Annotated in this window: 13 protein-coding genes; 1 reads left to right on the top strand and 12 read right to left on the bottom strand. The window is 46.6% G+C overall.

Annotated elements, in window-relative coordinates:
• The 4 genes from F4X88_19185 to F4X88_19170 all read right to left on the bottom strand — a co-directional run.
• On the bottom strand, positions 1–802 hold an 802-nt coding region (locus tag F4X88_19185), incomplete at its 3' end, for a hypothetical protein (protein MYA58407.1).
• Positions 774–1,937, bottom strand: a complete 1,164-nt coding sequence (locus F4X88_19180) for a site-specific DNA-methyltransferase (protein MYA58406.1) — start codon at positions 1,935–1,937, stop codon at positions 774–776. The genes F4X88_19185 and F4X88_19180, both read right to left, overlap by 29 nt.
• A gap of 13 nt (positions 1,938–1,950) precedes the next feature.
• Positions 1,951–2,364, bottom strand: coding sequence for an aspartyl protease (locus F4X88_19175; protein ID MYA58405.1), 414 nt, complete (start codon positions 2,362–2,364; stop codon positions 1,951–1,953).
• A 35-nt stretch (positions 2,365–2,399) separates the two neighbouring features.
• Positions 2,400–3,380, bottom strand: coding sequence for an IS200/IS605 family element transposase accessory protein TnpB (locus tag F4X88_19170; protein ID MYA58404.1), 981 nt, complete (start codon positions 3,378–3,380; stop codon positions 2,400–2,402).
• 426 nt (positions 3,381–3,806) lie between these two features.
• Here F4X88_19170 and F4X88_19165 point away from each other — a divergent pair, with 426 nt between their 5' ends.
• On the top strand, positions 3,807–4,214 hold the full coding sequence (locus F4X88_19165) for a hypothetical protein (GenBank protein MYA58403.1): 408 nt from the start codon (positions 3,807–3,809) through the stop codon (positions 4,212–4,214).
• A gap of 28 nt (positions 4,215–4,242) precedes the next feature.
• Here F4X88_19165 and F4X88_19160 read toward each other — a convergent pair whose 3' ends face one another.
• The 8 genes from F4X88_19160 to F4X88_19125 all read right to left on the bottom strand — a co-directional run bounded on the left by F4X88_19160 (position 4,243) and on the right by F4X88_19125 (position 14,569).
• On the bottom strand, positions 4,243–8,109 hold the full coding sequence (locus F4X88_19160; protein ID MYA58402.1) for a hypothetical protein: 3,867 nt from the start codon (positions 8,107–8,109) through the stop codon (positions 4,243–4,245).
• A 109-nt stretch (positions 8,110–8,218) separates the two neighbouring features.
• Positions 8,219–9,457 (bottom strand): hypothetical protein, encoded by a 1,239-nt coding sequence (locus F4X88_19155; GenBank protein MYA58401.1) that lies wholly within the window; start codon positions 9,455–9,457, stop codon positions 8,219–8,221.
• Positions 9,408–10,124 (bottom strand): hypothetical protein, encoded by a 717-nt coding sequence (locus F4X88_19150; GenBank protein MYA58400.1) that lies wholly within the window; start codon positions 10,122–10,124, stop codon positions 9,408–9,410. Before F4X88_19150 ends, F4X88_19155 begins: the two co-directional genes overlap by 50 nt.
• Positions 10,125–10,307: 183 nt before the next feature.
• Positions 10,308–11,423, bottom strand: a complete 1,116-nt coding sequence (locus F4X88_19145) for an ROK family protein (protein MYA58399.1) — start codon at positions 11,421–11,423, stop codon at positions 10,308–10,310.
• A gap of 134 nt (positions 11,424–11,557) precedes the next feature.
• Positions 11,558–12,856: a galactokinase gene (galK, locus tag F4X88_19140; protein ID MYA58398.1), complete on the bottom strand. Its 1,299-nt coding sequence runs from the start codon at positions 12,854–12,856 to the stop codon at positions 11,558–11,560.
• A gap of 61 nt (positions 12,857–12,917) precedes the next feature.
• A complete protein-coding gene (locus F4X88_19135) occupies positions 12,918–13,658 on the bottom strand; it encodes a hypothetical protein (protein ID MYA58397.1) in 741 nt (246 codons plus the stop codon).
• 111 nt (positions 13,659–13,769) lie between these two features.
• On the bottom strand, positions 13,770–14,135 hold the full coding sequence (locus F4X88_19130; protein ID MYA58396.1) for an STAS domain-containing protein: 366 nt from the start codon (positions 14,133–14,135) through the stop codon (positions 13,770–13,772).
• A 110-nt stretch (positions 14,136–14,245) separates the two neighbouring features.
• Positions 14,246–14,569 carry an ATP-binding protein gene (locus F4X88_19125; GenBank protein ID MYA58395.1) on the bottom strand — a complete coding sequence of 108 codons (324 nt, stop codon included), beginning with the start codon at positions 14,567–14,569 and terminating at the stop codon, positions 14,246–14,248.
• Positions 14,570–14,583 lie beyond the last annotated feature (14 nt).

Below are 14,583 nucleotides of genomic sequence, written 5' to 3'. Positions count from 1 at the left end.
TTATATATTGTTCCAAAAATTCAAATTTTGTTAGCCAATATACACCGCCATTTGCGCAAGAATTTCCATTCCAATCAACCGCTTTGATTCTGGCTATTAACTCGTCTACCGGTATTTTTGACTTAAGGAAGTAGCCTCTATTGTTCGGTGTCGGTGTTTTTGTGATTCTTCTTGGAGAAGCCCCAAACACAAATATATCAAAATCAGCTTTAGTGGAGAATTCAAAATCATTCGTTTCTGTGTAGACATTCGGATTTACCCTTAAATCTTTCCCTTCCGATTTATCAAAAATGAAGAAACTTGCCGGCACATGATATGCCTGCCCTTCTAACGTAAAACAATCCCTTCCTAATTCAGTGATAGAGACGATTCTCCAATTATATGGCAATATTTTTTGCCGTGTATGTTTCCTATAGACATTTGGTAAAATGAAAGCAATTGTTTGGACATTCCGAAATGAGAGGGCATGCGATATAAATTTTGAGGATAACTTTTGATATTGACCAAACGGCGGATTCCCGATAACCAATACGCGCGCATATATTTCACTGATATTGTAATTGAACCAGTCCGCTTTGATAATTTCATCGTGTTGCGGATCAATATCAATTCCTATTTTGGTGTCATGTTCGATATTTTTATAGAACGCCCCATCCCCCGCTGAGGGTTCTATCACGCAATCATAAATGTAAGGTAATGTCTTTACTTCATCTAAACACCTTTTGACGACTTCCTGTTTCGTGTAGAATTTATCCAGGATTCTATTGTGATTTTTATATTCTTTTCTCCAAACGTGAGCCATTCTTGCCTCTCCTTACTTTTAAGGGTTTTGTGTGGGACTTCTCTTTTTCTCGAGCTAAGGTCTCTGGGAATTGATCAAAATTCCAAGCCTGCGGTCTGGTCGCATACACGACTTCAAAAATGTTATCCCGGGGTGTATGAACCTCTTTTAAGCCGTTCAGGAAAATAAATTGCTCCTGGCTCGTCACCACCGGACAATCGTAGTGCTTGTTTGTATATTTTAACGGTTTCGAGTTTTGGATTCTATTTTCGATAAACCCCAAGTGTCTTAACAATCTGTCCTGCAAATAATCGTTTGAAAAATCAACGATATGGTGCACAATTGGACAAATAACCTGTTGAAAATTCTCGTCGATTTCAACACCAATGCTGTTGCGTCCCGATGTCATTGCAGCCGCAGTCGTGGTGCCTGTCCCCAGAAACGGATCGAGTATCACATCACCTTTCACAGAATACATATTGATGAGTCGATATGCCAAATCAAATGGAAATGCCGCACTTCTCAATCGCGACATCGCCTTCGGAAGTTTCTGTCCTGTTCCTTTAATATCCGTCCACACATCCGAATACCAGATATTGCGTTCTTCCCAAAACAGCGCACTTTCGCGCCTGTTTTGTTTCTCGTCCTCTGTTTTAAATTCTCGTTTGGAACCTTTTCTGACGATTAGAATATACTCGTGTTCCAGTGTCACATACGCGCCCGCAGGCAGCATGCCCGATCCCATAAATTTATTGGGAGTATTCGCCTGTTTCCGCCAGAGGATATCAGGGAGTGCTGAAAACCCGATACTTAAGAGGTAATTCAAGATTCTCGCGTGGTTTGGATACAAACAAAAATCATCTTGGACCTTCCGTGTCGCATCACCGATATTGATGCAGGCAAACCTACCCTCCTTTAAAACCCTGAACACTTCACCCCATACAGCATCGAGAACCTCGTGCATCAACGCATACGCCTGCTTCCCATCGCCGCATGCCAATGCCTTCTGAATCTCTGGATTCTGACGACTAAACATTTCATCCCACATCTCAATCATGGGATACGGTGGGGAGGTAACGACGAGATCAACACTTTCTGAAGGGATTTCTTTCAAATCTCGCGCGTCTTGAAAAAGGATCTTATGGGTAGTTTTCATTTTATTTTTCTCGTTAGAGCATTTTGATTGTCCACGCGCCTCCGTGTGCTGGGTTATGAATCAATCCCTTTCTCATATCAACACAGAGGTCGAGAGCTTCCAAGATCATGTGTCCAACGAGGACAGGGGCATCCTCAGGAAGATCTGTTACCTGAATAGAGTAGGTACGTTCAAGGACGGTATATCTTACCTCTGAATAAACAGTGCGCTCTGCAGGACCGTTTGCAGTTTGCACCTCTATACTTCGGAGCGGGGTGAGTCCGAGTTGCTCAATGAGGGATTTGGGTAAACAGAGTCCTGTTGCGCCAGTATCGACCAGGGCGTTTTCGATGGTGAGTCGTCGCACCTCTTCGGATTTGCGAACGCCTAATTCTACTGCATGCAGATCTTTCAGATTTTCGAGTTCAATTCGGGTTGTGTGTTCCATTTTTTCACTCCTTCACTTTGTCAATGTACCCAAGCCTAAAGCCTTGGGCTTGTCAGGAGTCCATCAAACAATAGGAGTTGTCTGGCGTTCTCTAAGCCCGCGTCTCGTGCTTCGTTCGTGTTTCTCGTTTCAGTGAGGTTGGTAACCCAACGCTCTCCACGATGGGCACAAGCCGCCCGGAAGAGTATGTTTATCGCAGCGTTGTGGTCTCGGTCTAAAGACGTGCCACAAAAACTACAATCAAAAGTGCGTATCGCCAGCGAAAGTTTCTTTGGCGACTTCTGACCACAAGCAGAGCAAGTTTGGGAGGTGTCTTTGGGATTGACCTGGTGGAAGTGGAAACCGTCTCTTTCGGCTCTGTTCCCACACCACTGAAAGAACTCACTCCAAGACGCATCGGAAATGCTCTTACTGAGGTGCTTGTTCTTTACCATATTGGATATGCCTAAATCCTCTGCCACTAATACATTATTTTCGTAATGGTGGTAGAGTTTATAGACGAGTTTACTGATAAAGTCTTTGCGTTTGTTTGTAGTGCGTTCATGGTGCAGCGCGAGCGTGTGTTGTTGTTTCTTTCTTCGGTTGCTCCCTTTTTTCTTTCGAGAAAGGGTTTTGGAGTGTTTTCGCAGTAAACCTTCTGCTTGGCGATACCAACGCGGATTCTCCTCCTTTCCACCTTCAGAAGTCGTTAGGTAGTGTGTCGTGCCAACATCAACTGCCAGAGCGTCAGTCGGTTCAACTTTCGGTGTATCGGGTATCTCACAGGAGATATGAGCATACCAGCCAGACGCTTTCTTGACGATCGTGACTTCTTTCGGGTCGCCTTGTAGGGGGCGGTGCATGCGTATTTTGACTGCGCCTAACTTCGGCACTTTTAAGCGATTGTGGCGGTAGTTGGTTTCTATAATCGGATTCTCGCGAACGCGTATTGTCTGTTTATCAGGGTTTGCTTTGGCACTTTCACGAACAACTTTGGTATATTTGCGAAGACTCCATGTGAGAGAACGTACACGCATTTTATGGCGAGGATACCCTTTTTTCGCCTCTCCGTTTTTACAACGTTTGCGAAACGCCGTAAAGGCTTTGTCGGTTCTTCGCAACGTGTGGTTCCGAAATCTTGTGGCACGGCGCGGAAATCTTCATATTTCTCACGGGCGGTTGTGAGAAGGGTCTGCTGGTCAGAGAGTGAAACAAAAACACCTTCCGTCTCATACGCAACAAGCCTATCGTGGCGCGCAGAGTTCTGAAGTTCACAGAGGTGGGCAAACCACTCTAATAATGTTTCTGCCTCTGTTTTCGTAGGATACAGAGGATACTTAAAGGTTAATTTCATGGACTTTCACGTATCACGCGTTTATCCCTTCTGAGTAGGAGGCAGACACATTACCAAACGGTAATGCTCAGAATGTCGGTTTCCAACGTGATATATCTATTAAACCACAATGCACGAAAAATGTCAAGTCGTAAAAAAAACGCCTTGGACTCACACACGAGGGCGGTTTTTCCTTCCAAAGCGAAAGCATTGGGATTCCAAAACCGGCTATTCCGTTGAAATTGATACGACAGCGTTTAAAGAGGGTGGGACGCTCACGATCGATCTCTGGATTGGGGGTGCCGAGGGTGCGGGTGCTTTCATTCTGTTCACAAACGATAATGAACTCTCAACAGACGGTATGCCTAAAGTCGTCCTTACCTCAGCATCAGGGATTATACCGGGTAAGGGCGGAAGGATCACCCACCGTTTTGAGGAAGGCACACGCTTTAAGTTGGGAGCTACCGGGAATTCGTTCAGTGGGGAAGGGAAAGTCAATTCTTTTCTCGCAACAATCTCTATAGAGGCTGCGCTGTAATAAAATCGTTTCTGGTTCATGGACGCTATTAGAGTTCTGCACTGACCGTCATCTCCAAGCGGTGTTCGGGTTTCCGTTGCTTCGTGGAGAGTAAGCGGTAATTGAGCCGAAACAGGAGATCGGTAAATTTCCGCAATCTGTAATCTGCGGTTGTGCGGACTTCGTGGCTGATGCCTTCGTAGAATGTGTATTGCGCAAAGGGGATACCACCGGTACTCTCACCATAACCCAGCTTATAGTTGACATCAATACGTCCTCTGCCGATGAGACTATACGTGATACGATTTTCATAAGAGAATGTCCGCGTTCTGGCTTCCGGCTCCTCATCGAGTTGCTCCTCGTCAATTGTCCATTTATACCCTCCGATACCACTCCATCGCACAGAACTGCTGAGTTCATATCGGAGACTGAATTCAGTCGTCTGCTCAAATTGGCGCAAGTCTGAGATAGGTGTTGATGGAAGGTCTCCCCTGTTCGGTATCGTCTCGGTTTCCTGTGCCAGCTCCTCCAATTGGAATTGACTGTATTTTTCGGTTTCTCGGCGTTGCTCCCAATTCACACCAACGGACATACGTTGTGTTGGGTTCACGGAGAGACTCACATCATACGTCCGGTGGCGTCTGTGGCGTTCTTGGTTATTAATCCGCCGATTGAGTGTTTCGCCGGCACGAAGATTGACCTCAAAACTAAACGCTGGAGATGGCGAGAATTCAAAGCGATGGTGCTGGTTCACTCGTCCGAAAAGCGTTTCTGAACCTTGTAGACTTTGGAGCAGATAGAGCGATACGACATCCTCGACCTCCTGTTCTTCTGTTAACCACAACCGTGTTTGACCTCTCAGAGCCTTTAGGAACCATTCTAATTGGTTGTCGGTAGATCGTGTGGCAGTTGCAGACATTTTGTCTGGCACGGGCGAGGCACCCTCGCTCCTACGGTTATTTGGGCGTAAACTATCGCGTTGCGACATTAATTCGCGTTGCTGTTGTTGTCTTGCTCTGGCACGCCGTGCGAAAAACTGACGCGGCTGAAAACGGATTCGGAATTCTGCATCTACTGCGGTTGTCGGTTTATCCCCCACATTTTGATAGATTTTGATATAGGTGCCTTCCTCGGGATCCTCTACATAATGCAGATCATCTAACTTCACGTAGTATCCCTCGCCCGGTTGAAGCAGAATACCGGTGTGTGGATGGATGTCGGTATAGACCTCGCGGCGTTGACTTGTCAGTTTTTTATCTAATTCATAAGCGATTTCTATATCAATCGCCCGACTGAGGGGTGTGAGTTGGAGATTGACATCCGCGAGTTGTGTCGTTGTATCTGCGCCGAGATCGGTGTGTGCTTTTAGCATCCGTCGCGCAATGTTTGCTGTCAGATCCACCCCTCCGTTGAGAAAGGATTGTTGCTGTGAAAGGATACCGACTTTCCAAGTGCGTGCTGTGGTGTTCCGCTGCCAATCCGACACCCCGATAGGCTCGTCATCGACAGTAAGCAACGGTTCTTTCGCAAAAGCCTCCTCAAGCTCATAACTCGTGTTCAAAGATGCCCACTTGAAATCAGCGAGGTCGATACGTCCGGTTGCGCGGTTTCGCTTTCGGTTGAGCGCAGCATTACGCGCCTCGTTCGATTCCACCCTCCCGAGTGTTCCCAAAATTCTGAATGGACCGAGCGGATACGACAGATTTCCTTCTTGACGAGATTTCTGTAACGATTGTGCCCTTGTTGAATCTTCACCCTCTGTCCGGGAACTGCTACGGTAGTCGTCCCAACGGAGATTCGGCAATTTCTTCAGTAGTTGTGCTCCAGCAGATGCGCTTTGTTGGGCATCGGAGTGTTTTTGCTGGGGTGTTTCCCCCCTGCCTACAGGCATGAGGGTTGGGCTTACCCACCCACTGCCTGAACGTCGATTGAAGTTGACTCCCCAGTTGAAATTATTGCGGATGGTTGAATAGTTATCAGCTGGCGGTTGGCGGTTGGCGGTTAAAGAGGGGTCTGATTGAGCAAGATCTCCTCCGTAAGGGCGGGGTAACCCCGCCCCTACAACTGATAACTGACGATTCTCTGGGGTTCTCTCTTCGCTTCTACCGACCCCGGTGTCGACCTCTAACCAACCTGTTGGCATCATTCGGATGTCGAAGTTCATGGTTCTCTCGTCTTGGGAACCTTGAGGGCTGCCTGCGGTGTCAAGGAGGAACGCATCATCAAAACTCTCTTTGGCGTATTGTGTTTCGTAACGCGAACGGGTCCGGTTGCTACTTGAAGCACCGACGGGCACAAAGTCGGCATCCATTGACCGTATGTCAAGGTTTGTGGTCAATTTAGGGCGTAGTTGGTCGGTCCATGTCGCAAAGTCCCAGTCGGCATAACCGATTAATTTCCATGCCCGGCTGACCTCTTTCCGATCAACAGTGGAGTAGGTATTTTTATCAAGATTACTATAGGCGAGTTCGCCTTGAATCCATGCCTTCTCTGTAATATTCAGACGCCCCTCCATCCCCCATACCGTATGCTTTTGTGGTGGTATGAGGGGTGACGCGTCTTCCTTTGGATTAAGGATATTTTGGCGAAGAGCCTCCAGTTCCACATCTTCAAAGTTGATGAGCGTCTGTTCGGGTTGATTCAGATCTGCTTCAACAGCATAGGACGCGCCGAGGGTTAAACGCTCACCGGGCAGTGTGAAGACACTACTGAGTCCGTAAAGATTCTGTTGATACGCTCGATCTTCTGGGATGTATTCAAAATCGATCCGAATTACATCGTTGCTCGTTATGAGATGTTTACTGTTAAACTCGACGATTGGATCCCCATATTCACGGATAATATAATCGTTGTTTTCGCCGCGCCGCATTCTCTCGCCATTCAGCCAGACGATTTCACTGCCTGCTTTCACAATGACGTATTGCCCATCGACTGTGAGCCGATATTCGCTGCGTCCTTCCTCACCGCGAAGCACCAAACTTGTAGATTGCCCCTTCGGAATAGCAGTCGGAATGAAATGAAAGTCCACCCACTTGAAATCGCCTTCAACCTGCACCCCTTCTAATGCCCGTGGAAAGAAAATAAATTCCGATGCACCGAGTGATCCCTCAAAGTCTCCCAAGGTTCCCCTCATGTTCGGATGCGTAATACGAATCAATTTCTGATCGATGTCCTGAATATTTTCAGTTGTGCCTTCAGGTTGGATAGGTAGATCCTGATCGGATAGGAGTGCCAGGACAGTGATACTTTCAGAGGCTTTCCCTTCTACATTGACGTGGAGTTCTTGATTCGGCGACACGCCACGCCCACTCCCAACCGAAATACCGAATGTTTGACTCCCAGATACTTCTAATTGGTTTTCGGTTTCCGGCGGCACTCGGTTTTCATCAAAGAGGTTTTCTGATGAAGTAGCAGCGTCTTGCTGATTACCGACTGTTGATTGCTGATTTCTGATGTCTGTTCCGTAAAGGTCGCGTTTATAGACCTGTTTAATCGCGAAGGGCAGCGTCTGGTAGGTTATCTTAAGCTGAGAAACGTTTGGTTGTAAAGATGGAGGGGTGGAAGACTGGAGAGCACCCTTTTCTTCCGTTTTTCCGAAAGTAATTTTACCCAAATAGAAATCAATCTGATAGTCGATACCCCGCACGAGCATTTTTCCGTCTGCATCCGTTATCCGTTCGCTGTTTGGAAGGATCGGTGGATACCTCACCGTAAAGTCTCGCCCGGCTGCGTCCAGTTCAATGGACTCTATTTTCTGGAGGACGGAAAAGGTAGGGAGTTCAAGGGATTTGGCTTCGCCGTTAGGGAGGTCTTGGGCTGTGCCACTGGGATGTGGTAGCAGACACAAACAAGCAATCAGAATCAGGATTTTTATAATTTGTTTAATTACCCTGATGACGAGACCTCCGATAATCATGACACATCTGCCCTCTTATATCGCTGGCTCATCAATCATGACCGAGATTTCCCTGATTTATGCGATAAACCGTGATTACGAAAGCAGCTCATCAGATCCATCATATAAATCATAGTTCAGACTTTTTCCGAAAAACTTGGAACACCTTTATGTCATTCGCTTCGGCATCGGTAACAAAGACGCGTCCGGTTTTCGAGACGGCGATGCCTGCTGGTTCCTGAAGTGCGGGGGCACTGAATTCTGTGATACTTCTACCATCAGATGTAAACACTTGAATACGCCGGTTGCCGCTGTCGGTTACATAGAGATAATTCCATTCGTCTAAAGTGATATACTTCGGTTCCTGGAGTTGTCCAAGTGCGTCGCCTTCGCCACCCCACACGTCAATAGGGTTACCACTGAAGTCGTATTTTTTTATGAGATGATTGCCGGTATCAACGATGTAAACATTTCCGTGGGCATCAACATCGAGATCTGTTGGGTTCCAGAGTTGTTCGCTGCCGCTCCCGAAACTTCCTCGTGCGACAACTGGCACCCCTGCCAGATTGAATTCAATCCAGCGGTTATTACCTGTGTCAACGACATAAACTTCGCCATTTCGTCCGATACCGATACCTTCGGGACGGTCAAGCAGGACATCATCTGCGCTCTCACTGAGTGGATAAAAGATACGATCAACGAAATTGCAGTATTGCACCCGATTGTTCCCGGTGTCTGCTACATAGAGGCGGTACCTTCTTTGAAAACTTAACGCTATATCCGTGGGGTGATCGAACTCCCCTGTCTGCCATCCGCGACTTCCGAATTCTATGATATAATTTCCAGCATCGTCCACCACTTGCACCCGATTATTACCGGCATCGGCGATGTAAATTCTGCCCTCTTCATCTATTGCGAGTCCCAAAGGGGTCCGAAATTCGCCCGCTCCCTGTCCGGTTCTACCGATCGTTTCGATGTAACGAATACCTAATATAGGGGGTGCGTGCCGTTCACGGTTCGAGGGGAGGATTTCGATTGGCTGCGCAATTTCGCCTTCGGGTAGGGTGCAACCCAAATAGAGCACAAGGAGGAGCAGGCAAAGACAGTCTGTAAAATGTTCTAAAGTCCGTAAAGGAAAGCAAGTCGGGTAAAGTGTATCTAAAGTCCGTAAAGTCTGTAAAGTTGAAAGAGGTATTTGGACATCCCAAGCGTCCCTTGCAACTTTAGCACACTTCTCAACTTTAGCATACTTTGAAACTTTCTTAACTTTAGCACACTTCGCAACTCTTTCTCGGAATTTCCGCTTCTCACATGCGCGTTTAGCCGCGTTGCACTCTAAATTTGAAAACGAACGTCGTTTGTTGTTCATTGAAATCACTCGTGACTCTTGGCACAATGATTCGTAAGCTGCTATATTTAATACTTCGCTTACGGAAATAGAGGAAGAATCTCGCGTGTTGTCCGGGCATTACGGTTGTTTTCTCAATGTCTTCTCTGGGGAGTATTGCTGGATCGCCTTGTATTCTAATAGCCTTATCCCATCGGAACACTTCTGCGCCGAATTCCGGGGGCAGTTTCGGTCTAAAGTTCTTTTTTAGGTAAAAGGATTCCTGCGATTTATCGATGGGTTTCGTAACGCTTCCTGTGCCATCCAGCATCTGGCAATCCTTTTTTTTGAAGGAGATCCAGTGGTCGGTTCCATTGTAGATAAAGATGCCAAACGCATCAACCGCCTTCACATCATTTAGTGGCACCGCCATTGCTTTCACGCCGTTTTTGACATAACCAACAGTGCCTGTCTGGGGCATGATATGCGCATCTGGGTCGAACACAGGGACAATCATCTCTGGCTGGAAGGTATCTTTGATGAAATCTGGGACCTCAGGGACCCTTGAGCAGCTCAGCGGGATTAATGACAAACAGAGGATTACTAAAATTTTTAAGATAGATACCGGAAGCCGGTTTATGGTTTTAGCATTCTCTCGATTTTCATACTGAGGGTTTAAACTTCGCAACATAAGTATCTTATTTTTCATTTCTGATCTCCATATTTTTATAGTAAAACCGAAAAATAAGTGAACATTCGTAGCATAAACTTTTAATTTGTGCAGCGGTGGCGCGCAAACTAACAGTAATGTACCTCAAAATTCACCAACCCAGCCGAGACATAACCGGAAATCTGCGCGTAATGGAATGGAGCGCAGCCCAGGAGCAATAAATTAAAAATTTTCAAGGGCAAGCATCGCAGCCCCCACAATGCCGGCGTCGTTTCCGAGGTGCGCCTTTACGATCTTCATCCGCGCTGGAATATCCATAGCACGCTTGGAGAATTCAGTGCGGATAGGCTCAAAGAGAAGCGTTTCACCAGCCTCCGCTATACCGCCTCCGATAATTGCAAGTTGTGGGTTGAGAATGTGCGCTATTGAAGTGAGGGCAATGCCTATATAGCGTCCTGTTTCAGCAAAAATCTCCCTTGCGACTTTGTCCCCTGCATGTGCCGCCTCTGCTATTTGCCGTGGGGTTAGTGCTGTTCCACTCCTTATGGCTTTCGCCAAAACCGTAGACCGTCCTGTCTTTATTTTTTTCTGCGTCCGTTCAACAATGTGCTTCGCGCCAGCATACGCCTCAAGACACCCTTGATTCCCGCACCCACAGTAACGTCCGTCGGGTTGGACGACAGTATGTCCAAGTTCGCCTGCAGTATTCTGACTGCCATGGTAAACTCGTCCGTCAATCACAACGCCTCCACCCACGCCTGTTCCGAGTGTTAATGCAACGACGTTTTTATATCCAACGCCAGCACCGTGGCGCAATTCACCCAGTGTCATCGCGTTTACATCGTTGTCCATACCTTTTAATATAAGTTTGTACTTCCTGTGCAAGCCTATAGAGGAAACCTGCGGGTCAATATTATGGGTTTGTGAGTTATCATTTGCGATTGACTTTGGGAGGTGTAACTTCGCGAGTTCGGCGTTCACATAATCCACAAGTGGGACGTCGCTCCAACCGGGAAAATTAGGTGAGAAGTGGACAACGCCTGTTTCAGCGATGATAAGTCCCGGTGCTCCCAGCCCAATCCAAATTTCGTTTTCAATGGCGGTCGGGGGTCGGCGGTCGGCGGTCAGTCCTGACTGCTGATCCCTCTCTTTCTGATGACTGATGGCTTTTACAAGAACTTGACGAACGGCTTCCGCAATTCGAGCCGCCACTACTTTGGGACCTCCTACGTCAACATCTGTAGGAAGCACGACACGACAAGAGATATCACCTGTTGATGAAACTAATCCAGCCTTAATGTCCGTTCCGCCAAGATCGACCCCGATGCTATATTCCATATTTTTAATTCTGCGCCAAGCGTATCATCAGAATCCTTTGTTAGCATATCGGTATTTTATTAGCTCCGCACTGCGCCGTTGTTGCAGTGCTACACGCCTTGGCTAACCTTATTCTTAATTTTGCGCCAAGTGTGTTATAAATCCGAGTTCCAGAAGACGCGTGCGCCGTCACTGACATTGCAGAGATAAATTTCAGGTTCAATACCGGTGTGTTTGTGGTATTCCGTCATCACGAGCGTTTGAAACGTTTCTAAAACGTCTCTATGAACGATGTTAACTGTGCATCCACCGAACCCCGCACCTGTCATTCGGCTTCCGATGACCCCTGTGATGCTGCGAGCAATGTCAGTAAGCAAATCTAACTCACTACAACTGACTTCGTAATCATCTCGGAGTCCGTTGTGTGAAGCGTTCATTAGTCTACCGAATTGTATAAGCGATTCGTCTGTTTCTTGGGTTTCCATTTGTGGATGTCGCGCCTTCAGCACAGCAACCGCGTCTAATACACGGGTGTTCTCTTCAATCACATACCGACACCTTTTTTGTGTTCGCGCGGGAAGTTCTTCTTCATGTTTTTTGAAATCTGTTAGTGTAATGTCCCGGAGTGAAGAGAGGTTGGGCAACCATTTTTTAAGGATTGCAACGCCTCTTTCACATTCCGCGCGGCGTTTATTGTATTCAGAAGCAGCAAGTTCACGTTTCACTTTCGTGTTACAAATGGCAATACAGTGCGTTGTCAAGTTGAGTGGGACATGTTCGTGTTCAAGCGAACGGCAGTCCAGAAACAGTGCCTGATTTTCCCGTCCGAGTAGCGAGATGGTCTGATCCATGATACCACAATTCACACCGACAAATTCGTGTTCTACTCGCTGGCACAACGCCGCGAGTTCTTTACTATCAATCTCTGATTGTGGCACCTTTTCGGAAGTTTCAGATGGAGAGCTGGGGGTTAAGAAAGCCAGTGCGGTTGAAACTGAAAGTGCCGCCGAAGAACTCAAACCGGCACCAATCGGCACGTCGCCTGTGATAATGGCATCTATCCCAGATACTTTTTTACCCGATGCTTGTAGGAGAGACGCAACCCCAACGAGATAATGGCACCACGCTGGTGCTTCCTGCTGAATAGCAGCGAGGGCATCCAAACAGAATTCGTAGGAATCGTTGACATCTAAAGCATGTAACCTGACCCGTCTATCAGATCGCTTCCGAGCGGCGATGTTGAGATACTTATCAATCGCCACTGGAAAGACATAACCGTCGTTGTAATCCGTATGTTCGCCGATGAGGTTCACCCTGCCCGGAGCGGATGCAACAAATGTGGATGCCCTACCGAAGATTTCTTTAAATTTCTGGTTGGTGAAGGATACGCGTTCAGTTATGTTCCCGGAGGTACCTATATTATTCAAATCTTCACGCAAAATGTTTCCTTTCATAATTATAGTAAAGTTTAGAATTAATTGGGCACTCCGCACCGGCGAAATTAGAAACCGCCCCCTATTTTTTTGACAATTGATTGCCAAGAAAGAATCTCAGAAATAACCCTAATGTACTTGGGAGTTCCTCACGAGGGACATAACAATCAACACTTATGTCAGGTTCAACGTCTTTTTCGGATGGTGATGGCTGTGTCAGAAGTTGCTCTTCTGGGGCATGCAGTGCAGGTTGTAGATTTGGCGATGCCGATTTTTTCGTAGGGATTGTGCCTTCTGCGATAACCAGTTCGCCGACCGGGAGATACGTCGCCAGTGGATACACTTCTGTTTCAGTTAGAACAGTGATATGGGGAAGTGGTATATCTGCTAATCGCTCCATCTGCATTGTTAAATAGGTGGTTTCCGCCAAAGCTGCTCGCGGTCCGGTCGGTTGGCAGGCGATAACCGTAATCAATGGAATCTGTTTTTGTAAGGCAGTTTCAATCGCCGTGAGAAAAAAGGATGCATTGAGTTCGGCGGGGATCACATCCATGTCTGCGATGAATAGACAGATTGGGTATCCTGAAATCATTCCTTCAGCGATAAGTCCGGATTCTTTAGCAGATATGGTTTCTGTTGTTGGCAAGTTATCCAGTAAATACTCAAGCCGTTTTTCAGCGAGGAGCGGGAACAGTGCGCCACAATATGAGCAAATATAAAGGTTCCGTTCCAGTTCATTTTTGAAACTGAACTCTTGGCACCCGGTGCATTTGTGCCATAGACTGGTGTTTTCTTCAAGGTCTTTGGAGATACGTGTTTCCATCTTTTTTATTAGTTTTCAGTGCGGGTTGCTACGCCCCCCTTTCAGTTGTCGGTCTTTCGTTAAGAGATTTTCGCTTAACAAATTCCTCTTGTACCTGACAACTGATAACCATTAAGTCCGTATGATTCCAGCTATTGCTTCTGCTTCCGTATCATAACAGTCAAAAATTGTCATCAATTTTGCCATGACAATAAGACTTCTGACGTTGCCACCGAGATTTAAGAGGACTATGTTCCCTTCGTTGCGTTGGATGGTGGTATGAGAAGCAACAAGTACCCCTAAACCGGAACTATCCATCATCTGGACCCGTTCCATGTTTAAGATTATGTTAATTTTTTCTCCAAGTTCCCCTTGGCTCTCAACCATCTGAATTTGCTCATTAATGATATCTTTGAGAGCTAAGGCATCTGCTCCAATAACCTTTCCCTCAATATCTAAAATTGTAATACTACCTTTGTGTCGAAGGTTGACTTGCATAGAAATTCCTTAGGAATAGTCGTCAGCCGTCGGAACCCATCAGTAGAACGTCTGGCAGTTGCGATCGTTCTTCCGTGCGACAAACGACTCTTTACTGATCGCTGATGGCTTCAATTATATTTGACCATTTTGATGATGGTCCCGTTATTTTCGTAAGTTACAGAGTCCATGCAAGCTTCCATCAAAAATAAGCCTCTCCCACTGCTTTTGAGCAAGTTTTCTGGGTCGAGGGGATCAGCGACTTCCTTCCGTGTAAATCCATCGCCTTCGTCTTCGATGCGGATTTCAAGTTTATCCTCAGCGAGCGTGAATTCGATGGTCGCTTTTTTAATTGGATTTTCTTTATTACCGTGTTTGATAGCGTTTGTACCCGCTTCAATGACAGCAAGGTTAATCTGTTCTTGGATGTCCTCTGTAAACTCTGTTTCTTTCAAAATCTCAGTGACAA

This window comes from Candidatus Poribacteria bacterium (genome assembly GCA_009839745.1).
Lineage (GTDB): Bacteria > Poribacteria > WGA-4E > WGA-4E > WGA-3G > WGA-3G.
The sequence above is the reverse complement of the archived record's forward strand: the minus strand, read 5'-3'. Positions and strand labels throughout refer to the sequence as shown.